The 20,083-nt window shown below is 75.0% G+C and carries 22 protein-coding genes; 12 read left to right on the top strand and 10 right to left on the bottom strand.

Features of this window, described 5'->3' with window-relative positions; genetic code table 11:
* Positions 1–251 precede the first annotated feature (251 nt).
* Positions 252–758, bottom strand: a complete 507-nt coding sequence (locus tag ABD353_RS09595) for an RICIN domain-containing protein (RefSeq protein WP_344623054.1) — start codon at positions 756–758, stop codon at positions 252–254.
* A gap of 236 nt (positions 759–994) precedes the next feature.
* Here ABD353_RS09595 and ABD353_RS09600 point away from each other — a divergent pair, with 236 nt between their 5' ends.
* Complete coding sequence (locus ABD353_RS09600) at positions 995–1,579, top strand: TetR/AcrR family transcriptional regulator (protein ID WP_344623055.1); 585 nt, start codon at positions 995–997, stop codon at positions 1,577–1,579.
* Between the two features lie 62 nt (positions 1,580–1,641).
* Here ABD353_RS09600 and ABD353_RS09605 read toward each other — a convergent pair whose 3' ends face one another.
* Complete coding sequence (locus ABD353_RS09605; protein WP_344623056.1) at positions 1,642–2,106, bottom strand: Lrp/AsnC family transcriptional regulator; 465 nt, start codon at positions 2,104–2,106, stop codon at positions 1,642–1,644.
* A 148-nt stretch (positions 2,107–2,254) separates the two neighbouring features.
* On the opposite strand from ABD353_RS09605, the gene pdhA reads away from it, so the two are divergent.
* The 4 genes from pdhA (at position 2,255) to ABD353_RS09625 (ending at position 7,721) form a co-directional block, all read left to right on the top strand.
* Positions 2,255–3,397, top strand: coding sequence for a pyruvate dehydrogenase (acetyl-transferring) E1 component subunit alpha (pdhA, locus tag ABD353_RS09610; RefSeq protein WP_344623057.1), 1,143 nt, complete (start codon positions 2,255–2,257; stop codon positions 3,395–3,397).
* Positions 3,397–4,392: an alpha-ketoacid dehydrogenase subunit beta gene (locus ABD353_RS09615; protein WP_263104355.1), complete on the top strand. Its 996-nt coding sequence runs from the start codon at positions 3,397–3,399 to the stop codon at positions 4,390–4,392. The genes pdhA and ABD353_RS09615 overlap by 1 nt, the downstream gene beginning before the upstream one ends.
* Before the next feature lie 5 nt (positions 4,393–4,397).
* On the top strand, positions 4,398–5,744 hold the full coding sequence (locus ABD353_RS09620; RefSeq protein WP_344623058.1) for a dihydrolipoamide acetyltransferase family protein: 1,347 nt from the start codon (positions 4,398–4,400) through the stop codon (positions 5,742–5,744).
* A 336-nt stretch (positions 5,745–6,080) separates the two neighbouring features.
* Positions 6,081–7,721, top strand: a complete 1,641-nt coding sequence (locus ABD353_RS09625; RefSeq protein ID WP_344623059.1) for a globin domain-containing protein — start codon at positions 6,081–6,083, stop codon at positions 7,719–7,721.
* A gap of 47 nt (positions 7,722–7,768) precedes the next feature.
* Here ABD353_RS09625 and ABD353_RS09630 read toward each other — a convergent pair whose 3' ends face one another.
* A complete protein-coding gene (locus ABD353_RS09630; protein ID WP_344623060.1) occupies positions 7,769–8,296 on the bottom strand; it encodes an NUDIX domain-containing protein in 528 nt (175 codons plus the stop codon).
* A gap of 344 nt (positions 8,297–8,640) precedes the next feature.
* Here ABD353_RS09630 and ABD353_RS09635 point away from each other — a divergent pair, with 344 nt between their 5' ends.
* On the top strand, positions 8,641–9,069 hold the full coding sequence (locus tag ABD353_RS09635) for an SsgA family sporulation/cell division regulator (RefSeq protein ID WP_344623061.1): 429 nt from the start codon (positions 8,641–8,643) through the stop codon (positions 9,067–9,069).
* Positions 9,070–9,085: 16 nt separating this feature from the next.
* Here ABD353_RS09635 and ABD353_RS09640 read toward each other — a convergent pair whose 3' ends face one another.
* On the bottom strand, positions 9,086–9,463 hold the full coding sequence (locus ABD353_RS09640) for a phage holin family protein (protein WP_344623062.1): 378 nt from the start codon (positions 9,461–9,463) through the stop codon (positions 9,086–9,088).
* Between the two features lie 475 nt (positions 9,464–9,938).
* Between ABD353_RS09640 and ABD353_RS09645 the strand changes: the two genes are divergently transcribed.
* From ABD353_RS09645 to ABD353_RS09660, 4 genes are all read left to right on the top strand, one after another.
* Positions 9,939–10,892 (top strand): LPXTG cell wall anchor domain-containing protein, encoded by a 954-nt coding sequence (locus tag ABD353_RS09645; protein WP_344623063.1) that lies wholly within the window; start codon positions 9,939–9,941, stop codon positions 10,890–10,892.
* 96 nt (positions 10,893–10,988) lie between these two features.
* Positions 10,989–11,306, top strand: coding sequence for a cupin domain-containing protein (locus ABD353_RS09650; protein WP_030270025.1), 318 nt, complete (start codon positions 10,989–10,991; stop codon positions 11,304–11,306).
* Between the two features lie 55 nt (positions 11,307–11,361).
* A complete protein-coding gene (gene tenA / locus ABD353_RS09655) occupies positions 11,362–12,024 on the top strand; it encodes a thiaminase II (RefSeq protein WP_344623064.1) in 663 nt (220 codons plus the stop codon).
* Between the two features lie 171 nt (positions 12,025–12,195).
* Positions 12,196–12,396, top strand: a complete 201-nt coding sequence (locus ABD353_RS09660; RefSeq protein WP_030270022.1) for a DUF5326 family protein — start codon at positions 12,196–12,198, stop codon at positions 12,394–12,396.
* A 54-nt stretch (positions 12,397–12,450) separates the two neighbouring features.
* Here the strand turns inward: ABD353_RS09660 and ABD353_RS09665 are convergent, their stop codons facing one another.
* From ABD353_RS09665 to ABD353_RS09685, 5 genes are read right to left on the bottom strand one after another with little or no spacing between them, the layout of a single operon-like run.
* Positions 12,451–13,326 carry an NAD-dependent epimerase/dehydratase family protein gene (locus ABD353_RS09665; RefSeq protein WP_344623065.1) on the bottom strand — a complete coding sequence of 292 codons (876 nt, stop codon included), beginning with the start codon at positions 13,324–13,326 and terminating at the stop codon, positions 12,451–12,453.
* Between the two features lie 4 nt (positions 13,327–13,330).
* Positions 13,331–14,377, bottom strand: coding sequence for a cytochrome P450 family protein (locus ABD353_RS09670; protein WP_344623066.1), 1,047 nt, complete (start codon positions 14,375–14,377; stop codon positions 13,331–13,333).
* Positions 14,374–15,828 carry a class I adenylate-forming enzyme family protein gene (locus ABD353_RS09675; protein ID WP_344623067.1) on the bottom strand — a complete coding sequence of 485 codons (1,455 nt, stop codon included), beginning with the start codon at positions 15,826–15,828 and terminating at the stop codon, positions 14,374–14,376. The genes ABD353_RS09670 and ABD353_RS09675 overlap by 4 nt, the downstream gene beginning before the upstream one ends.
* Before the next feature lie 11 nt (positions 15,829–15,839).
* Positions 15,840–16,580, bottom strand: a complete 741-nt coding sequence (locus ABD353_RS09680) for a glycosyltransferase family 2 protein (RefSeq protein WP_344623068.1) — start codon at positions 16,578–16,580, stop codon at positions 15,840–15,842.
* A complete protein-coding gene (locus ABD353_RS09685; protein ID WP_344623069.1) occupies positions 16,577–17,587 on the bottom strand; it encodes a 3-oxoacyl-ACP synthase III family protein in 1,011 nt (336 codons plus the stop codon). Before ABD353_RS09685 ends, ABD353_RS09680 begins: the two co-directional genes overlap by 4 nt.
* Before the next feature lie 210 nt (positions 17,588–17,797).
* Between ABD353_RS09685 and ABD353_RS09690 the strand changes: the two genes are divergently transcribed.
* A complete protein-coding gene (locus ABD353_RS09690; RefSeq protein ID WP_344623070.1) occupies positions 17,798–18,517 on the top strand; it encodes a VC0807 family protein in 720 nt (239 codons plus the stop codon).
* A gap of 79 nt (positions 18,518–18,596) precedes the next feature.
* A complete protein-coding gene (locus ABD353_RS09695) occupies positions 18,597–19,577 on the top strand; it encodes a glycoside hydrolase family 113 protein (RefSeq protein ID WP_344623071.1) in 981 nt (326 codons plus the stop codon).
* A 74-nt stretch (positions 19,578–19,651) separates the two neighbouring features.
* Here the strand turns inward: ABD353_RS09695 and ABD353_RS09700 are convergent.
* On the bottom strand, positions 19,652–20,083 hold a 432-nt coding region (locus ABD353_RS09700), incomplete at its 5' end, for a flotillin domain-containing protein (RefSeq protein ID WP_344623072.1).

Genomic DNA, 20,083 nt, shown 5'->3' on the forward strand with positions numbered 1-20,083 from the left:
CGCCGCCCGCCCCGCCCCCCCCCCCCGCCGGCACCGGAACGGCCCCCCCCCGGGTCGGCGGCGGGCCGCTGACGCGGCACCGCGGTGTCAGGTATCGCGCTCATGGACGTCGGTCCTCCGTCGCCGGTCACCCCGCCGCATGCGGGTGGCGCGGCGGAGTCTACCGCCAGCCCCCGAGCGCCCCGAAGGCCCGCGGCCGGCCGGTCGGGGCACCCTCGCGGGCACGCCCCGGGCCGGCCGCGGGCGGGGCGTCAGGAGTACCAGACCTGGTCGGGGTTGCCGTTGCAGTCCCACTGCACGGCGATGGTGCCGTTCGCGGTGTCGCCGCCGTAGACGCCCAGGCACTTGCCGGAGTTGCGGTTGATCAGGTGGGCGGCGCCGTTGCCGACCGAGTCGATGTACCACTGCTGGTCGGGGTTGCCGTTGCAGTCCCACTGGACCGCCACGGCGCCGTTCTTCTGGTCCATCCCGTAGACGCCGAGGCACTTGCCGGAATTCGCGTTGGTGATGGTGTAGTAGCCGCCGCCGACGCCGGAGTAGCTCCAGCGCTGGTCGGCATTGCCGTTGCAGTCCCACTGGACGGCGTCCGTGCCGTTGTCCGTCGACATCCCGTAGACGCCGAGGCACTTGCCCGAGCTGGCGGGGTGCAGCTGGCCGCTGACCAGCGCGGACGCGGTCGGGGCGGTCGCCATGGCGGCACCGCCGGCGAGCACCAGACCGGCCGAGAGGGTGGCGGCGCGCCGCATCCAGTTCGTCATGGAAGAGCCTTTCCGGTGATGGTTTGAAAGAAATACTGAAGGACCCGTTCCGGATATTCCGGTTCGTCTACGTCCCCCCGAGAAATGGACCCTATGCGGCCCTGTGGGGGCGTAACACCGGAATTCAGGCCAGCCTGCCGGCCGTTCGGGTAGGCGCCCGTCCTGCGGTCCCGTCGGCCGCCGTCGCCGCCACCCCGCGCGGAGGCGGCACCCGGCCGCCGGGGATACTCGTGCCCATGGCCGAGAACACCCCCCGTACCGCCTACACCGTCGAATCGCTGCTCGCCGTGACGGTCCGGGTCTTCAACGAGCGCGGGTACGACGGCACCTCGATGGAGGACCTCTCCCGGGCCGCCGGGATCTCCAAGTCCTCGATCTACCACCACGTCCGCGGCAAGGAGGAACTGCTGCGGCTGGCCGTCGGGCGCGCCCTGGACGCCCTCTTCGGCATCCTGGAGGAGCCCGCCGCCGAGACCGGCAAGCCGGTGGACCGGCTGGAGCACGTGGTGCGCCGCACCACCGAGGTGCTCCTCTCCGAACTCCCCTACGTGACCCTGCTGCTGCGGGTCCGCGGCAACACCGCCACCGAGCAGTGGGCGCTGGAGCGCCGCCGCGACTTCGACCACCGGGTCGCCGAACTGCTCAGGGCCGCGGTCGCCGCCGGCGAACTGCGGTCGGACGTCGAGCCCCGGCTGGCCACCCGGCTGCTCTTCGGCATGATCAACTCCATCGTGGAGTGGTACCGGCCCGGCACCCGCGGGGCGGACGGCGTCGCCGACGCCGTCGCCCACCTCGCCTTCGACGGCCTCCGCGCGCGGTAGAGGGCCCACCCAGGGGCCACTGGGCCGGCCTCCCAGGGCGGCTGCCCCTCGGGGGTCCTGTCTCAGGCGTCCGGGGGGACTTGGTCGCTCTCCTCGAAGACCAGCATGGTCTGGGTGCCCAGGACGTCCGGGATCGCCTGGATGCGGTTGAGCACCAGCTCCCGCAGGGCCCGGTTGTCGGCGGTGTGCACCAGCATCAGCACGTCGTACTCGCCGCCGACCAGCGCGATGTGCGCGACCCCGGGCAGCCCCAGCAACTGTTCGCGGATCGTCCGCCAGGAGTTCTGGACGATCTTCAGCGTGATGTAGGCGGACGCGCCCTGCCCGGACTTCTCGTGGTCCACCCGCGCGGTGAAGCCGCGGATGACGCCCTCCTCGACCATCCTGGAGATCCGGGCGTAGGCATTGGCCCGGGAGACGTGCACCCGCTCGGCCACCGAGCGGATCGAAGCGCGGCCGTCCTGCTGCAGCAGCCGCAGGATCGCACGGTCGACACGGTCGAGCCTGGACGTCTGTTCAGCCGACATGGCCCCCCACCCTCCCTGATTGGACGTGCTGCCTCCAGTCGACCGCCGATCGGGCCGATTGTCCACCACCCTGTCGCACATCTGGTCAAGATGAACAGACAACCGAACAATCGGTAGGGAGCCCCCACCACTCCGGAGGTGCCCCGAGATGACCGTTCTCGACCACCGACACCAGGCAGCCGCCGTACCCGGCTGGCTGCCCGGTGCCACCGCCCCGCGGACCGACCCCGCCCCGCTGCTGCCGGACGACTCCCCCTTCCGTGTCCTGGGCACCCCGGCACTGGAGAAGACCGACCCGGCCCTGCTGCGCGAGCTGTACCGGCGCCTGGTCGTCGGCCGCCGCTACAACCAGCAGGCCACCACCCTCACCAAGCAGGGCCGCCTCGCCGTGTACCCGGCCACCACCGGCCAGGAGGCCTGCGAGGTCGCCGCCGCGATGGCGCTGCGCGAGCAGGACTGGCTGTTCCCCAGCTACCGCGACACCCTCGCCGTGGTCGCCCGCGGCGTGGACCCGCTGGAGGCCCTCACCCTGCTGCGCGGCAACGCCCACACCGGCTACGACCCGCGCGCCACCCGTACCGCCCCGCTCTCCACCCCGCTCGCCACCCAGGCCCCGCACGCGGTGGGCCTCGCCCACGCGGCCCGGCTGGCCGGCGACCCGGTCGTCGCGCTCGCCATGCTCGGCGACGGCGGCACCAGCGAGGGCGACTTCCACGAGGCGCTGAACTTCGCCGCGGTGCTGAACGCCCCGGTCGTGTTCCTCGTCCAGAACAACGGCTACGCGATCTCCGTCCCGCTCACCCAGCAGTCCGCCGCCCCGACCCTGGCCCACAAGGCGGTCGGCTACGGCATGCCGGGCCGACTGGTCGACGGCAACGACGCCCCCGCCGTGCACGCCGTCCTCACCGAGGCGTTCGAGCGGGCCCGCAGCGGCGGCGGCCCGACCCTCGTCGAGGCGCTCACCTACCGCGTCGAGGCGCACACCAACGCCGACGACGCCACCCGCTACCGGACGGACGACGAGGTCGCCGCCTGGCGCGAGCACGACCCGATCCTGCTGATGGAGCGCCACCTGCGTCCGCTCGGCGTCCTCGACGACACCCTCGTCCAGGAGGCCGCCGACGAGGCCGAGGCGCTGGCCGCCCGGATGCGCGCCGAGTTCCACGAGGACCCGCAGCTCGACCCGATGTCGCTCTTCGCCCACGTCTACGCCGAGCCCACGCCGCAGCTGCGCGAGCAGGCCGCCCAGCTCGCCGCCGAACTGGCCGCCGAGGCCGAGGTGCACCACTGATGACGACAGTTGTCTCCGCCCGCACCAGCACCATGGCGCAGGCGCTCAACGCGGCCCTGCGCGACGCCATGCAGGCCGACCCGACCGTGCACGTCATGGGCGAGGACGTCGGCAGGCTCGGCGGTGTCTTCCGGATCACCGACGGCCTGACCGCCGAGTTCGGCCCGGACCGCTGCCTGGACACCCCGCTCGCCGAGGCCGGCATCCTCGGCACCGCGGTCGGCATGGCCATGTACGGCCTGCGCCCGGTCGTGGAGATGCAGTTCGACGCCTTCGCCTACCCGGCGCTGGAGCAGCTGTTCTCGCACGTCGCCAAGATGCGCAACCGCACCGCCGGCAAGCTGCCGCTGCCGATCACCGTCCGCGTCCCCTACGGCGGCGGCATCGGCGGCGTCGAGCACCACAGCGACTCCTCCGAGGCGTACTACGTCCAGACCCCCGGTCTGCACGTGGTCACCCCGGCCACCGTCCACGACGCCTACGGCCTGCTCCGCGAGGCCATCGCCTCCGACGACCCGGTCGTCTTCCTGGAGCCCAAGCGGCTCTACTGGGGCAAGTCCGAGTGGGACCCGGCGGCGCCCGTCGAGCCGATCGGCAAGGCCGTGCTGCGCCGCACCGGCCGCTCCGCCGTGCTGATCACCTACGGGCCCTCGCTGCCGGTCTGCCTGGAGGCCGCCGAGGCCGCCAAGGCCGAGGGCTGGGACCTCGCGGTGCTCGACCTGCGCTCGCTCGTCCCCTTCGACGAGGAGACCGCCTGCGAGGTCGTCCGGTCGGTCGGCCGCGCCGTCGTCGTCCACGAGGCCACCGGCTTCGCCGGCCCGGGCGCGGAGATCGCCGCCCGGCTCACCGAGAAGTGCTTCCACCACCTGGCCGCCCCCGTGCTGCGGGTCAGCGGCTTCGACATCCCCTACCCGGCGCCGATGCTGGAGCACCACCACCTGCCCGGGGTGGACCGGATCCTGGACGCGGTCGCCCGGCTGCAGTGGGAGGAGTGACTGTGATGCCCGTCGTCCGCGAGTTCACCCTGCCCGACCTCGGCGAGGGTCTCACCGGGGCCGAGGTCGTGCGGTGGATGGTCGAGGTCGGTGAGGTCATCGCCGTCGACCAGCCGGTGGTCGAGGTGGAGACCGCCAAGGCCGTGGTGGAGGTGCCCTGCCCGTACGGCGGCGTGGTCACCGCCCTGTTCGGCGAGGTCGGCGAGGAGGTGCCGGTCGGCGCCCCGCTGGTGACCGTCGCGGTCTCCGGCAGCGGCGGCACCGGTGCGGCGGACTCCGCCGTGGCGCCCGCGGGCGGCCCCGGCGAGCCGGTGGAGCGCCCGCTGGTCGGCTACGGCGTCGCCGAGTCGCGCGGCAGCCGCCGGGCCCGGGTCCGGGCCGCCGCGGCCGCGTCCGTCCCGGCGCCCGCTCCCGTCCCGGTGGCCGTTCCGGCCGCCCCGGCACCGGCAGCCCCGGCACCGGTCGCGGCGGCCGTCCCGGCCGTGGTGCCGGTGATCTCGCCGCTGGTCCGCCGGATGGCCCGGGACCACGGCATCGACCTGGCCGCCCTGGCCGGCAGCGGTCCGGACGGGCTCATCATGCGTGCGGACGTCCAGCGCGCGGTGGACACCGCCGCGGCCGCGCCCGTCGCGACCGCGCCGGTCGCGGCACCGGCCGACCGGGACGCCGAGGTGATCCCGCTGCGCGGTCTGCGGCGCACCATCGCCGAGAAGCTCGGCCGCAGCCACCGGGAGATCCCGGCCGCCACCTGCTGGGTGGACGCCGACGCCACCGAACTGATGGCACTGCGCGCCCAGTTGAACCGTGCCCCCGGTCCCAAGGTCAGCGTGCTGGCGCTGCTCGCCCGGATCTGCACGGCCGCGCTGGAGCGCTTCCCCGAGCTGAACTCCAGCGTCTCGCCGGACGGTTCGCAGATCCTCCGGCACCGGGTGGTGCACCTCGGCTTCGCCGCGCAGAGCGACCGCGGTCTGGTCGTCCCGGTGGTCCGCGACGCCCACCTGCTCGGCACCGAGAAGCTCACCGCCGAGCTCGCCCGGCTCACCGAGTCGGCCCGGGCCGGTTCGCTCACCCCGGCCGAACTCACCGGCGGCACCTTCACCCTGAACAACTACGGGGTCTTCGGGGTGGACGGCTCCACGCCGATCCTCAACCACCCGGAGGCGGCGATGCTCGGCGTCGGCCGGATCACGCCGAAGCCGTGGGTGCACGAGGGCGAGCTCGCCGTCCGGCAGGTCACCCAGCTGTCGTTCACCTTCGACCACCGGGTCTGCGACGGCGGTACGGCCGGCGGCTTCCTGCGCTTCGTCGCGGACTGCGTCGAGCAGCCGGGACTGCTGCTGCGCACGCTGTAGCCGTTCGCCGGCGTCTGCGCATCGCCTCCGACCCGCACCGGGCCGGGCTCCTGTCGGGGCCCGGCCCGTCGGCGTTCCCGGCGCGCGGATGCGGGAGGGCGCTCGACGTCCCGCGGGCGCCCGGTCACGGGCGCCCGGGCGCGCACCGGGGGACGAGGGGCGCGAGTTGCGCGAGACTAGCGCGTCCCGCGGTCGTGTGTCCGGGGTTCCGTTGATTCGTGGGACGAGCATCCGTGCCGTGCCAGTCTGCTGAGGGCGTCAGCAGAGAGAAACCAGCCGCGTGGCTGCAGGGCGACCGGAAGCGAAACGATTCTCTTGGGTACTCGTCATGTCGCATTGAAGGCACGTCCGCTGCGGGTCAGAGCAGGCTCGGGCTCCGCCGGACCGTCCGCCGTTCCGGGGCTGGCCCCGGCCGAATCCACCGCCACCCCCACCACCACCCCCGCCGTCCCGGACTCCACGGCCGACACCCTGCCCGTCCCCGTGGCGCCCGTCCCGGTGGCCCCCGCCCCCGCGGCACCCGACCCGGCGGCGCCGCCCGCCGCGCTCCCGTCCGCTTCGGCCGGCCCCGCCGAGCCCGGTCCGGCGCCCCGACCGGCCCTGCCCGCCGTTCCGGCGCCGCCCGCCGCGCCGCCGCGCATTCCCGCCGCCGGCCGCCCGGACGCAGGCCCGGACGCCCCGGCCGGGCCGCCGCCCGCACCGCGGTTCACCGGCGCCCCCGCCCTCAACCGGTCCGGCCCCGGCGACCGCTGGAGCCGGGCCTGGACGGAGGGCGCACCGCTCCCCGTCCCGCCGCCCGGGCACCTGCCGGGGATCGCGTCCCCGGAGGCCGAGTTGCCGCCCACCCCGCGCGACCTCGCCCTGATCCGGGACAGCCTGGCGGCCGTCGAACCGGTCGCCGACCGTGCCACCGCGCACTTCTACGCGCTGATCTTCCTCCACCACCCGGAGGTCCGGGCGCTCTTCCCGGCCGCCATGGACGTGCAGCGCGACCGGTTGTTCCGGGCGCTGATGACGGCCGCCCGCAGCGCCGGGGAGCCGGCGAAGCTCACCGAGTACCTCACCGGGCTCGGCCGCGCCCACCGCAAGTACGGCGTGCGGACCGCGCACTACGCGCCGGTGGGAGAGTGCCTGGTGGCCGCGCTCGCCAAGTACTCCGGCGACCGCTGGGACGGCGAGACGGAGCTGGCCTGGCGCCGGGTGTACCGGCTGGTCTCCGGGATCATGATCGAGGCGGCCGAGGAGTCCGCCCGCACCGCGCCCGCCTGGTGGCACGCCGAGGTCGTCTCGCACGAGCGCCGGGCCGGTGACGTCGCGGTGCTCACCGTCCGGCCCGACCAGCCCTACCCGTTCCGCGCCGGCCAGTACGCGGCGGTGGAGACGCCCTGGTGGCCGCGGGTCTGGCGGCCGTACTCGCTGGCCGGGGCGCCGCGCCCGGACGGACTGCTGACCTTCCACGTCAAGGGCGTGCAGGCGGGCTGGGTGAGCACCGCCCTGGTCGCCCGGGCGGCGCCCGGGGACGTGCTGCGGCTGGGCCCGGCGACGGGCGGGATGGTCGTCGACCACGCCCGTGGTGCGGACCTGCTCTGCCTGGGCGGCGGCACCGGGATCGCCCCGCTCGCCGCGCTGGTGGAGGAGGTCGCCGAGCACGGCGTGAACGGCCGCTCGGTCGAGGTCTTCTACGGCGCCCGCAGCCTGCCCGAGCTCTACGCCCTGGAGGAACTGCGCCGGCTCGACCGGAGGCACCCCTGGCTGAAGGTGCACCCGGTGGTCGAGTCGCCGGGCACGGCGCCCGGCGAGGCGGTGGTCGGCCTGCTGCCCGAGGTGGTCTCCCGGTACGCGCCCTGGCACGGCCACGACGCCTTCGTGAGCGGGCCCGCGGCCATGGTGCGCCGGGCCGTCGGGGTGCTGCTGCGGGCCGGGGTCGCGCAGGACCGGATCCACCACGACCTCGCGGCCGAGCACCCCGCCGGGTGAGCCGCGGGCGGGAGGCCCGCCCGGGCGCCCGGCGGGCCCGGTCCGGCTCAGGCCAGGTCGCGGGCGAGCAGGGCGCGGACGCCCTCGATGTTGGCCGCCAGGTAGGCGCGCAGGCTCGGCGGCACGACGTTGACCGAGGTGACCCCCTCGCGGGTGAACGGCAGCCGGACGATCTCGTACTCGCCGTTCGGGTCCTCCAGTTCGGGGCCGTGCCGCCGGGAGAGGTCCATGGAGGCCAGCCGGCAGACGAAGAAGTGCTGGACCTTCACCCCGTGCGGGTGGGCGGGGGTGCCGTCGTCGTGGTGGGAGTGGGCGACGGTGTCGACGAAGGCGGGCACCACGTCGACGGCCTTGGCGCCGAGCTCCTCGTCCAGTTCGCGGTGCAGGGCGTCGACGACCGAGCGGTCCTCCGGTTCCACGCCGCCGCCGGGGGTGATCCAGTACGGGTGCGCCGCGCCCGGCCGGACGCGCCGGATCAGCACGATGGTGGCGGGCGCGTGCGGATCGCCGGGGTCGTCCTCCAGCAGGATCGCCCGCGCGGTGCGCTTGACGACGGGGCGGACGGGGACGGCCATGGCCACCTCCGGAGGCGCGGGGGTTGTGCGGGATTCTCCCGCGCGCCGGGGGGAATGAAACTCGCACACATGGGCGAACAGGAGGAAAACGTTGGGCCGAACGGATGATTCGGCGTGCCGCTGCGTGTTCGAGCAGGACCGGGCGGTCACGGTATTGGATCTTCCATTCGAAGGCCGCCCCGAAAGGTGTGGTCGATCGCTAAGATGCGAATAGGCTTTGGCCTTCGAATTGAAGCTCATTTGGCGTCTTCACCCGCTGTAATCATTGAAGCGGGGTGGTCCCTGTGCTGCAATGGCCGCCAGCCGGGGCAGGCGACACCAACGGATCGCGGAGGTAGCGCGGCATGCACAGCAGCACAGTCCAGGGCCACGTGGTGATGAACCTCGTGGCGGGCGCCGAGCTCTCCGTCGGCATCGCCGTCGACCTCGGTTACGACACCGACGACCCGTACGCGGTCCGCTTCACCTTCCACCTGCCCGGGGACACCCCGGTCACCTGGTACTTCGCCCGCGAGCTGCTGGTCGACGGCATCAGCCGGCCGGCGGGCGAGGGGGACGTCCACATCCACCCGATCGGCGAGGACCTCACCGAGATCGGCGTGGTGCTGCGCTCGCCCGACGGCGACGCCACCCTGAACGCCCCCGCCCCGCCGCTGATCGCCTTCCTCGCCCGCACCGACCGGCTGGTGCCGATGGGCCAGGAGGAGAGCGAGGTCGAACTGGAGGCCCAGCTCGACCTGATCCTCAGCGGCGGCTGCGAGAACGCGGGCTGACGCCCCGCCCGGCGGTTCAGTCGTCGTCCCCCAGGGCCAGGTCGAGGCCCCACGAGACCACGCTGATGATCAGGGCGCCGAGCAGCGCCGACCAGAAGCCCGAGACGTGGAAGTCCAGGCCGATCCTGTCGGACGCCCAGGACGTCAGCCACAGCATCAGCGCGTTGATCACGAAGGTGATCAGGCCGAGCGTGAGTACGAACAGCGGCAGCGAGAGCAGCTTCACGAACGGCTTGATCAGGAAGTTGACCACGCCGAAGACCAGCGCCACCGCGATCACGGTCAGCGCCTGGTGGCCCCAGCTCCCGTCCGAGAGGGTGATCCCGTCGACGATCCAGGCGGCGACCCAGATCGCCGCCGCGTTGATGAGCGTTTTGATCACGAAACTCTTCATGGCACCGGATGGTGGCAGGCCGCCCGCCCGCTGGGAAGCTCCCGGCGGCCACGTCCTCGACCCGTGCCGATCCCGGGGCGCTCGCCCGCCCGTCGACGGGTGATGTGATATCCCCCACACCGGAGGATGGTCGCGGCGTCGAAGCCCTCGATCGTAAGCCGACCTCCGGCCGCTCGGGGCGGTCTCGACCGCCCTCTGTCGGGCGGCCCATCTCTGCAGGTCGGACGGGGTGCTGACGGGGTGTCGGGCGAGCGCCTCCGAGGGCAGTAGGTGTCGCGTACACGACGTGCCGAAGCGGTGGAGGGCGTGCGAACTCCCAGTGGGCACCCCGGTCTTATCCAGCACTTATTCATGCGGATACGATCCGGCTCCGATCTTGCGGAACACCGCGGGTCCGCGGCACCCGACGGGTGCCGCCCCATGTCACTCCCCCGTGCCGGCACACCGGGTGTGCCGGCAGACCTGTGAGGTTTCGATGAAGCTGCGCCGTGCACTGGCGATATCCGCCGCCACGACGCTCGTTTCCGGTGCGGCCGTCCTCGCCGCCCCGGCCGCCCTGGCCGCCCCTGTTGCGCCGGGCATCGCCCACGCCGCCCCCGCCAAGGCGGGCGGCAGCGTGACGCTGACGAAGTTCCCCGCCCAGGTCACCGTCGGCAGCCCCGAGGTCACCTTCACCGAGCAGATCACCAACACCGGCGGCGACGCGCTGCTCATCCCGGCCGTCGTTCTCGGCGCCGAGAAGGGCCTGGCCGCGGGCCAGCTGACGGCCCTCTACCAGCACCCCGACACCGGCAAGTGGCTGAAGGCGACCGTCGAGGGTGGCGAGGACGGCAGCGTCGCCGTCGTCCTCGGCCAGCTCGGCGAGGAGGGTCCGGACGAGGACTCCTTCCTCTTCGTCGGCGCGGGCGAGACCCTGAACATCGACGTCCGCCTGAGCGTGAGCGCCACGGTCAAGCCGGGTGCCGCCGTCGCCCAATCCCTCGCCGTCCTCTTCGCGCTGGACGACGAGGAGGCCGAGGCGGGCAACACCCTCATCGGCGAGCCCCAGGAGTTCTCCTTCGTCGCGGCCGGCGGCGGCTCCTCGGCCTCGGCCCAGCCGAGCACCTCCGCCTCCGCCTCCGCGTCGGCCTCCGCCTCCGCCTCCGCGAAGCCGAGCGGTTCGGCCAAGCCGAGCGGCAAGCCCACCAGCAAGCCCACCAGCAAGCCGACCGTGAAGCCGACCGTGAAGCCGGGCGGCGTGCTGCCGACCAAGAAGCCCTCCAAGGCCACGGTGACCAAGGCGAAGGCGCAGGCCGGCGACCGCCTCGCCAACACCGGTGGCGGCGACCACTCCGGTGCGATCGCGGCCGCCGGCGCCGGTGTGCTGGCGCTCGGCATCGGCACGCTCGTCGTGCTGCGCCGCCGCAACGCCGGTTCCCACCGCGCCTGACGCGTGCGCACCCTCCGGCCCGGCACCCGCACGGGTGCCGGGCCGGAGCCCGTCCGGGTGTTGAATGGTCCCCGACCCGGAGAGGAGCAGCGCGCGATGAAGGTCTTCCGGCTGGACGAGCTGGACGCGGAACGGGCCGCCCACCAGGGCTCCTACCTGCAGTTCCTCAAGGAGCGGAACATGTCCGCCGGCCTGTACGCGCTCGCCCCCGGCGAGACCGACACCCAGGCCCCGCACGCCCAGGACGAGATCTACCAGGTGATCAGCGGCCGGGCCGAGATCACCGTCGGCCGGGAGACCGCCACCGTGGGCCGCGGCAGCGTCGTCTACGTGCCGGCCGGGGTGCCGCACCGCTTCCACCACATCACCGAGGAGCTGCGCGTCCTGGTGATCTTCTCGCCGCCCGAGGACTGACCTCCGCCGGATAGGGTCGGCCGGGCGCGACCACCCGACACGAGGAGCGAGAGCAGTGGCCCTGACCGACGAACTCTGGTCGGCGATCGAGCCGGTCTACGACGAGATCCTGGCCCACCCCTTCCTGGCCGGCCTCACCGACGGCACCCTCCCCCGGCAGGCCTTCCGCCACTTCGTGGTGCAGGACTCGCACTACCTGCGCGACTACGCCCGGGCCCTGGCCGTCTGCGCCGCCAGGGCGCCGCACGAGGCCGACGTGCGGGCCTTCGCCGACGACGCGGTGGGCGCGCTCGCCGCCGAGCAGGAGATGCACGGCGAGTTCCTCACCGCCTTCGGCGAGAGCGCCGAGCAGGCCGCCGCCGAACCGGTGCTGCCCACCACCCTCGCCTACACCAGCTACCTGCTGGCCACCGTGCACGGCGGCTCCTTCGCCGAGGCGGTCGCCGCGGTGCTGCCCTGCTACTGGATCTACGCCCGGGTCGGCGAGGAGCTGCTGGCGAAGTCCTCCCCCGACCCGCTCTACGCCAAGTGGATCGCCACCTACGGCGACGAGGCCTTCCAGTCGGTCGTCCGGCGGGTGCTCGACCTCACCGACCGGCTCGGCGAGGAGATCTCCCCGGCCGAACGGCGCCGGGCGGTGCGGCACTTCAGCACCACCTCGCGCTACGAGTGGATGTTCTGGGACGCGGCCTGGCGCGGCGAGACCTGGCCGGTCTGACGGCCCCGTGAGGGATGACCCGGTGGTCGGCCTCGGGGTGATCTCCGGGTTCTCTCCGGGCCGCCGGCCCTCGATCGGCGCCCCGGTGCCGCCTACGATCGAAGCATCGGAAGCGAGCGGGAAAGCGGCGGACGGACCGGCGCCGAGCCCGAGGGGAGAGAAGGAACGGACATGGCCGAGCTCTGGAAGTCGCTGCCCTCGTGGGTGCGCAACATCGTCGTCCCGATCCTGGTGCTGATCCTGGCCTGGAACCTGATCTGGTTCGTGGTCGGCGTGGTCAGCTCGCTGATCGGATTCCTGATCAAGGTCCTGCTGGTCGTCGGCCTCGGCGCCGCGGTGGTGATCCTGGTCAAGAAGGCCGCCAAGAGCTGAGCCGGACAGCCCCCCGGGCCCCGGACACCCCACGGTGTCCGGGGCCCGGGCGCGTCAGGCCGCGAGTGCGGAGGCCAGCTCCCACCGCGGCCGGAAGCCCCGGCCGGCGGCCTTCGCGGTGTCCAGCACCACGGGCCGGGCGAGCTGGTCCACGGCGTACGGGGTGAGCCCGGGCAGCAGGCCGCGGCGGGCCGCGAACTCGGCGGCGGCGGTCGGCACGTGGCCGATCCGCACCCGGACGCCCAGCCCGGCGAGCACCGTGCGGACGGCGGCGTCGCGGCGGTACGGCTGCGCGTCGGCGATGTTGTACGCGCCCGGCGCCCAGTCGGCGGCGGCCAGGCAGGCGTCGGCCAGGTTCTGCACGGCCGTCAGGCTGAGCGGCACGTCCGGGCCGGGCAGCAGCAGGAGGCCGCGGCGGACCCGCTCCAGCAGGCGCGGCACCAGGTGCGGATCGCCCGGCCCGTAGACGGCGCGCGGCCGCAGCACCACGGCGCCCGCCGCCAGGGCCAGCCGGTCGGCGGCGGCCTTGGTGTGGCCGTAGGCGTTGCGGTGGCCGCCGGCGGTGGGGTGGTCCTCGCGGACCAGGGTGCGGTCGGCGCGCGGGTCGTAGACGCTGGCGCTGGAGACGAACACCACGGGCCGACCGGCCGCGGCCTCCAGCAGCCGGGCGGTGCCGTCCACGTTGACGGCGTGCTGCTCGGCCTCGGCGGACGAGCCCGGCGGGTGGTCGCCGACGGCGGCCGCGCAGTGCACCACCAGGTCCGCGCCGGCCAGGTCGGGGGCCTCGGCGGCGGCGTCCCAGCGGACGTGGCGGCCGACCGGGCCGGGGCGGCTGGTCTGCGGCACCCCGCCGGCCCCGCCCGCCGCGGCCGCCCGGGCGACGTACGAGCCGCAGAAGCCGCTGGCGCCGGTCACGGCGATCCGGAGCATGCGGTCAGCCCTTCCGTACGAGCAGCGAGGAGTAGCCGGGCAGGGCGGCGCGCCGGTCCACCGCGGCCCGGACGACGACCGGCCGGTGCGGGGCCAGCACGGCCAGGAAGTCGGTGAGCTGGGCGCGGGCGAGCCGGGCGCCGGGACAGGCGTGCGGGCCCGCACCGAAGACCGCCTGGGCGGCCTGCGGGTCGGCGGGCCCGGTGCGGTGGGCGCCGGCCGCGTGCCGGGCGACCAGGACGAGCCGGTCGCCGCGGCCGATCGGGCAGCCGGCCGCGGTGCCCTCGTCGGCGGCGACCCGCGGCAGCAGCGGCGAGGGGGCCGTCAACCGGAGCAGCTCGACGGCGAGTTCGGGCGAGACCTCGTCCCACAGGCCGGCCCGGGCGCACCAGGCGGCGGCCCTGGGCAGCGCGGCGATCGTGGTGTTGACCGCGGCGACCGCGAGCATGGCGTCCCGGCCGTGCGGCAGCAGGGAGTTGAGGTGCTCGGCGGCCGTCGTGGAGGTGCGCCGGGGCAGGCCCGGCAGGTGCTCCCGGGCGGCCTCGGCCGCGGCGTCGGCACAGGCCCGGGCGAGCTGCAGCGGATCGGCGCCGGAGCCGGTGAGCGCGGCGGCGGTGGCCCCGGCGAGCTCCCGGACGACGTCCACCAGGTCGACGGTGCCGGTGAACCCGCCCAGACGGCGGTCGAGGACGGCCTGCCAGACCGGGCGGAGCCGTTCGGTGCCCTTCGCCCCGAGCAGTTCGGTGAGGTCGCGGCGGGCGGCCCGGTGCTCGCCGCCGTCCTGGTCGAAGAGCAGTCCGCCGTCGGTCCGCCGGGCGGCGGCGCCGCCGGTGGTGCCCTCGGCGGTGCGGTCCAGCGGGATCCGGGTGAGCACCTCGCGGTACGCCTCGGCGCCGTGCACCAGCACGGTGCGGCCGAGCCGCAGCACCGGGCGGCGCCGGGTGGCCGCGAGCAGCGTGAACAGCACCGGGTGGGAGCCCAGGTAGACCCTGCGGTCGAGCCGCCGCGCGGTGCGGTGGGTGCGGGCCCGGGCGGCCGTGTCCCCGGTCACCGGGCCAGCTCGCGGGCGCACAGCCGGGCGGCGGCGGCCCGGTCGGGCTTGCGGGAGCGGCCGGCCAGCGGCACCTCGCCGAGCAGCACGGCGTCGGGGCGGGCACTGCCCATCCGGGCGAGCGGGCGCTCCAGGTCGGCCCGCAGCCGCCGCGGGTCGGTGCCGCGGCGCGGCTGGACGAGGGCGACCAGCCGCTCGTCGCCGTCCCCGGCGGGCACGCCCACCAGCAGGGCGAGTTCGACACCGGGCAGGTGCAGGGCGGGCTCGTACAGGCCCGGGTAGATGTTCTCGGCGCGGCGCAGCACCATGTCCTTGCAGCGGCCGGCGAGCACGATCCGGCCGTCGGCGTCCAGGTGGGCGCGGTCGCCGGTGCGCACCCACGGGTCGGGGAGTTCGCCGAGGTAGCGGTCGCGGGCGGCGGCCCCGGAGAGCAGCAGTTCGCCGCCGTCGGCGAGCCGGGTGGTGACGCCGGGCAGCGGGTGGCCGAGCAGGTCGCCGTCGCCGTCGAAGGCGGACTTCTCGGCCTCCTCGACGGCCGCGGCCGGGAACAGTTCGGTGAGCGCGTACACGCCCCAGGCCTCGGTCGCGCCGGCCTGCTTGGCGCGGCGCAGCAGCTCGGCGGAGGCGGGGGCGGAGCCCGTCCAGACCCGGCCGGTGAGGTGGTCGAGGCCGCGCAGCTGCGGCGGCGTCAGATAGGTCTCGGAGGGCTCCAGGCGGCGGACCTGCCGGCCGAGCACCTTCGGCGAGCGGGCCGGCAGGGCGACGGTGGCACCGGCCGCCAGCGAGGGCACCAGGACGAAGAAGGTGCCGCCGAGCACGGCCTGCCCGGCCTGCGGGCGGACCAGCCCGGCGACCGCCCGCATCCCGGCGGCGACCGAGGCGCGGGTGTGCACCACGGCCCGCGGCGCCGAGGTGGTGCCGGAGGTGAAGACGATCACGGCGTCGCCGTCCCCGTCGTAGCCGGCGGGCGGGCGTCCGCCGGTGGAGCGCAGGGCGGGGGCGCAGCCGGGGCGGCGCGGACCGGCGGTGGCGACCGGGCCGAGCGCGTCCAGCCGGGGCAGTTCCAGCGAGGCGCGGCGGGCGAGGCCGCGGGCCCAGCCGGCCACGGCCTGCGCGGCGGCGTCGGCGACGACCAGGGCGGGGCGGGCCAGTTCGAGGCGGGCGAGCAGCACGTCGGGGCCGGCGGACGGGTCGAGGACGGCGGCGCGCAGGCCGAGCCGGTGCGCGGCGAGCATCAGGGCCAGGGCGCGCGGCCCGGGCCGGACGGCGACGCCGAGGGTGTCCCCGGCGGTCAGCCCGTGGCCGTGGTGCAGCGCGGCGGCGTACCGGTCGGCGAGGTCGGCGATCTCGCCGCAGCGGGCCCGCACCCGGACGGAGCCGCTGCGGGTGCAGCCGAGGACGGCCGGGCGGTCCGCGCCTTCGCGCAGCACCCGGCTGAGGTGGTCGAGCACGTCCGGCTCCTTCATCGGGGGTCGACGGAGCGGCCGCCGCTGCCCCGCTCCAGGTACCAGCGGGCGGTGCCGAGGACGCCGTAGGCGCGGATCCGGCGGGTGGAGTTCTGCACCACCATGTCGCGCTGCTGCACGATCGCGGTGGTGTGCCGGCGGACCCGGTTGATGAAGGTGCGGTCGGTCGGCGAGGGGCGGCGCGGCATCCCGCCGACCGCCTCGTACAGGGCCGCGGTGATCGCCATGTTGTTGCCCGCGTGCATCCGGTAGGGCACCAGGAAGCCGTGCCGACGGTGGTGCGCGGGACGGATCCGGCCGAAGAAGGCACCCGTCACCACCAGGGCCCGGAACACCCGGCGGCCGACCGGCCCGTGCTCGTCGCGCCGGGCGGTGATGTGGCCGCAGACCAGGCCGCGGGAGGCGAGCATCCCGGCGCGGGCGGCGGCCGTCCAGCCGGGTTCCGGCAGGCAGTCGGCGTCGGTGCGGGCGAGCAGGCCGGCTCCGTGCGCGATGGCGTGCCGGAACCCGGTGTCGACGGCGCAGCCGACGCCCTTCTCCGGCTCCACCAGGACGTGCACCGGGAAGGGCGCCCCGGCGGCGAACTCCTCGACCACGGCGACCGTCCGGTCGTCCGAGGCGTTGTCCACCACCAGCAGCGTGAAGTCGGTGTCCCGCTGCGCGGCCAGGGCGCGCAGGGTGCCGCCGATCCGGGCCTCCTCGCGGTACGCGGGGACGACCACCCAGAGCGCGGTCACGGCACCTCCCAGACCATCGTCATCAGGCTGACGCCACCGCCGAGGCCGACCATCAGCACCTTGTCGCCGGAGGCGAGTCCGCCGTGGATCCGGTCGAGCTGGACGCCGAGGGTGGCGCTGGCCACGTTGCCCAGCTCGGGCACGGTCAGCACCAGCTTCTCCTCCGGCACCCCGGTGAGCTCCACGAAGCGCTCCAGGTAGGGCAGCGTCACCTGGTGCACCAGCACCCGGGCGTAGGCGTCCCAGCCGAGGCCGGTGCGGGCCGCCACCCGGGTCAGGATGTCGCCGCCGATCTTCTCGAAGACGCCGCGCAACTCCTTGCCGCCGCCCCGGAAGTAGCTGTACTCGTCGCCGCGCGGGTGGCGCGAGCCGCCGCCGGGTATCCCGCCGACCGCCCAGTGCTCGGAGGCCGTCTCGGTCTCCACGTCGAGGATCCCGCCGCGCTCGACCGGCTCGACGACCACGGCCGCACCCGCGTCGCCGAAGGTGTAGCCGGCGAAGCCGTCCCGGAAGTCGGCCAGACCGGACGGGTCGCGGCGCATCGCCCGGCTGGGCGTCTCGCCGGTGACCACCAGGGCGCGCCGGGCGCGTCCGGCGAGGATCATCGCGCGGGCCACGTCGATGCCGTTGATGAAGCTGTTGCAGGCGTTGGAGACGTCGAACGCGTGCGCCCGGGAGCCGAGTTCGGCCTGCACCAGGTGGGCGGTGGCGGGTTCGCAGACGTCCCGGGTGGCGGAGGCGTACACCAGCAGGTCGATGTCGAGCGGGTCGTACCCGGCGCCGTCGAGGGCGTTCCGGGCGGCGGCCAGGGCCAGCGTGGAGGCGTACTCGTCGTCGGCGGCGAAGCGGCGGGTCGCGATGCCCGTGGCCTTCTCGAACATCCGCTCGGGGAGCCGGAGTCCGCTGCCCGCCACCACCTCGTCCTGGAGCTGTTGCGACGTCAGCACCCGGGCCGGCAGGCCGGCGCCCACCGCGGTGATGCCCACGCTCGGGAATCGAAGGTCCATGTCCGCCATGCTGCCGGGGCGCGGGCGCCCACGGCCTGAGTACCCGTACTCAGGACCGACCGGCGATCACCCCCAACCTTCCTGCTGGGACGCGGCCGTGACATCCGTCATGCGGATCCCGGTGCGGCCGACACTGCCGGGCGACCCCCCGTCCACGGGATTCTCGATGCATCGGGAACAGGGCACCACCGACAACGGGGAGCGGACACCATGGCCACCATCACCACCACCGCGGCGATCGACACGACCGAGCAGACCGAGCAGGCCGAGCAGACCGCGAAGAGCGGCCGCAGCGAGGCCACCGCCACCAAGCTGGCGGCGCTCAGGCCGCTCGCGGTCGACGTCGCCGTCCCGCTCGGCGTCTACTTCGCCGCGCACAGCGCCCTCGGCCTCGGCCTGGTGCCCTCGCTGGCGCTCTCCAGCGCCGTCCCGGCCGTCCGCACCGTCGCCGGACTGCTCCGCGAGCGCACTCTCAACGGGCTCGCGCTGCTCATGCTGGTCGTCAACACCGCCGGCATCGCGCTCTCCGCGATCAGCGGCGACCCGCGGCTGATGCTCGCCAAGGACGGTGCGATCAGCAGCATCATCGGCATCTCGATCATCGTCTCGGCCTTCGGCCGCCGCCCGCTGATGACCGCCGGCCTCAAGCCCTTCATCGTCAAGGGCATCGCCGCCCGGGACGCCGCCTGGGAGCGGCTGGCCGCCGGCTCGGCCGCCTTCCGCCGCCAGGAACGCACCTTCTCGCTCGTCTGGGGCTCCGTCCTGGTCGCCGAGTGCGTCGCCCGGGTCGTCGGCGCCTACACCCTGCCGGTGGAGACCATGGCCTGGCTCGGCACCGTCTTCCTGGTCGCCGCGATCGGCGTCGGCATCCTCGCCGGCAACGTCGTCGCCGAGCGGATCGCCCACCGGGTCGTCGCCGACGCCGAGTGACCCGCACACCCGCACCGGGCATCCGCACCGAGCATCCGACCCACCAGCCGCCGCACCACGACCACGGGGACCGACCGCCATGCGCGCCAAGGGCATCAACTACGACACCGGCTTCACCCCCGACGGGCAGTCCTCCCGGCCGCACTTCGACCCGGCCGAGGTCCGCGCCGAGATGCGCAGCATCGCCGAGGACCTGCACTGCACGGCCGTCCGGATCACCGGCGCCGACCCTGAGCGGATCGCCCTCGCCGCCGAGCACGCCGCCGCACACGGCCTGGAGGTCTGGTTCGCGCCCTTCCCCTGCGGCCTGGACGAGCGGGCCATGCGGCCCGTCCTGCTGGACTGCGCCCGCCGCGCCGAGCGGCTGCGGGCCGTCGGCGCCGAGGTGGTCCTCGTCCTCGGCTGCGAACTCACCCTCTTCGCCGACGGGTTCCTGCCCGGCGCCGACCTCGGCGAGCGGATCGCCGCCCTCTTCCGCCCCGAGACCTGGCGGACCATGCCGGCCGTGACCGCCCGCCTCGACGCCTTCCTCGCCGACACCGCCGCCGCCTGCCGCGCCGCGTTCGGCGGCCGGATCACCTACGCCTCCGGCGTCTGGGAGCGGATCGACTGGACGCCCTTCGACCTGGTCGCCGTCGACGCCTACCGGGACGCCCACAACGCCGCCCGCTACCGCGACGAGCTGCGCGCCCACTCCGCCCACGGCAAGCCGGTGGCCGTCACCGAGTTCGGCTGCTGCACCTACGCCGGTGCCGGCGACCGCGGCGGCCTCGGCTGGGACGTGATCGACCGCACCGCGCAGCCGCCCGCCGTCCGCGCCGGACTCGTCCGCGACGAGCAGGAGCAGGTGCGCCACCTGCAGGAGCTGCTGCCGGTCTTCGAGGAGGAGGGCGTGGACGCCGCCTTCTGGTTCACCTGGGCCGGCTACCGCGCCCCGCACCGCCCCGGCGACCCGGCCCACGACCTCGACCTCGGCTCGTACGGCGCGGTCGCCCTGGAGGACGGCGTCCGCCGCCCCAAGGCCGTCTTCACCGCCCTCGCCGAGGCCTACCGGGCCTGAACGGCCCCGCCCGCCCCCGGACACGCAGCAGCCCGCCCCGCCGCACACCGCGGCCGGGCGGGCTGCTGCCGTGCTCAGCCCTCCGCGCCCTCCTGGACGGGGATGGCGTGGCTCACCGCGCGCCCGGCCGCGGCCACCGGCTCGGCCGGAGCCTGCTGCTGGCCCATCGCGGCGAGCAACTGCCGGGCCAGACCGAGACCCGTGCCGCCCATGGTGAGCGCCTTGGCCATCATCTCGCCCATGCCCTCGGCGCCGTTCAGCAGCACCATGTGCTCGACGTTGCCGAAGGCCTCCGCGCCGGCCCGGACGATCTCCGGCCAGTTCTCCGCCAACTGCTGGGCGACGACCGCCTCCTGGTTCTCCGCCAGGGCCGACGCCCGCGCCTTGATCGCCTCCGCCTCGGCCAGGCCGAGCGCGCGGGCCGCCTCGGCCGCCGCCAGGCCCCTGGCCTCCGCGGCCGCCGCCTCGGGCTGGGCCGTCGCCCGGGGGGGCTCGGCCGGGGCCAG

The organism is Kitasatospora arboriphila, from assembly GCF_039528095.1.
Lineage (GTDB): Bacteria > Actinomycetota > Actinomycetes > Streptomycetales > Streptomycetaceae > Kitasatospora > Kitasatospora arboriphila.

What these genes read in the sequence shown, in the direction of transcription:
- ABD353_RS09595 (WP_344623054.1), bottom strand. Translation starts at nt 758, where the DNA reads ATGACGAACTGGATGCGGCGCGCCGCCACCCTCTCGGCCGGTCTGGTG.
- ABD353_RS09600 (WP_344623055.1), top strand. Translation starts at nt 995, where the DNA reads ATGGCCGAGAACACCCCCCGTACCGCCTACACCGTCGAATCGCTGCTC.
- ABD353_RS09605 (WP_344623056.1), bottom strand. Translation starts at nt 2,106, where the DNA reads ATGTCGGCTGAACAGACGTCCAGGCTCGACCGTGTCGACCGTGCGATC.
- pdhA (WP_344623057.1), top strand. Translation starts at nt 2,255, where the DNA reads ATGACCGTTCTCGACCACCGACACCAGGCAGCCGCCGTACCCGGCTGG.
- ABD353_RS09615 (WP_263104355.1), top strand. Translation starts at nt 3,397, where the DNA reads ATGACGACAGTTGTCTCCGCCCGCACCAGCACCATGGCGCAGGCGCTC.
- ABD353_RS09620 (WP_344623058.1), top strand. Translation starts at nt 4,398, where the DNA reads ATGCCCGTCGTCCGCGAGTTCACCCTGCCCGACCTCGGCGAGGGTCTC.
- ABD353_RS09630 (WP_344623060.1), bottom strand. Translation starts at nt 8,296, where the DNA reads ATGGCCGTCCCCGTCCGCCCCGTCGTCAAGCGCACCGCGCGGGCGATC.
- ABD353_RS09635 (WP_344623061.1), top strand. Translation starts at nt 8,641, where the DNA reads ATGCACAGCAGCACAGTCCAGGGCCACGTGGTGATGAACCTCGTGGCG.
- ABD353_RS09640 (WP_344623062.1), bottom strand. Translation starts at nt 9,463, where the DNA reads ATGAAGAGTTTCGTGATCAAAACGCTCATCAACGCGGCGGCGATCTGG.
- ABD353_RS09645 (WP_344623063.1), top strand. Translation starts at nt 9,939, where the DNA reads ATGAAGCTGCGCCGTGCACTGGCGATATCCGCCGCCACGACGCTCGTT.
- ABD353_RS09650 (WP_030270025.1), top strand. Translation starts at nt 10,989, where the DNA reads ATGAAGGTCTTCCGGCTGGACGAGCTGGACGCGGAACGGGCCGCCCAC.
- ABD353_RS09660 (WP_030270022.1), top strand. Translation starts at nt 12,196, where the DNA reads ATGGCCGAGCTCTGGAAGTCGCTGCCCTCGTGGGTGCGCAACATCGTC.
- ABD353_RS09665 (WP_344623065.1), bottom strand. Translation starts at nt 13,326, where the DNA reads ATGCTCCGGATCGCCGTGACCGGCGCCAGCGGCTTCTGCGGCTCGTAC.
- ABD353_RS09685 (WP_344623069.1), bottom strand. Translation starts at nt 17,587, where the DNA reads ATGGACCTTCGATTCCCGAGCGTGGGCATCACCGCGGTGGGCGCCGGC.
- ABD353_RS09690 (WP_344623070.1), top strand. Translation starts at nt 17,798, where the DNA reads ATGGCCACCATCACCACCACCGCGGCGATCGACACGACCGAGCAGACC.
- ABD353_RS09695 (WP_344623071.1), top strand. Translation starts at nt 18,597, where the DNA reads ATGCGCGCCAAGGGCATCAACTACGACACCGGCTTCACCCCCGACGGG.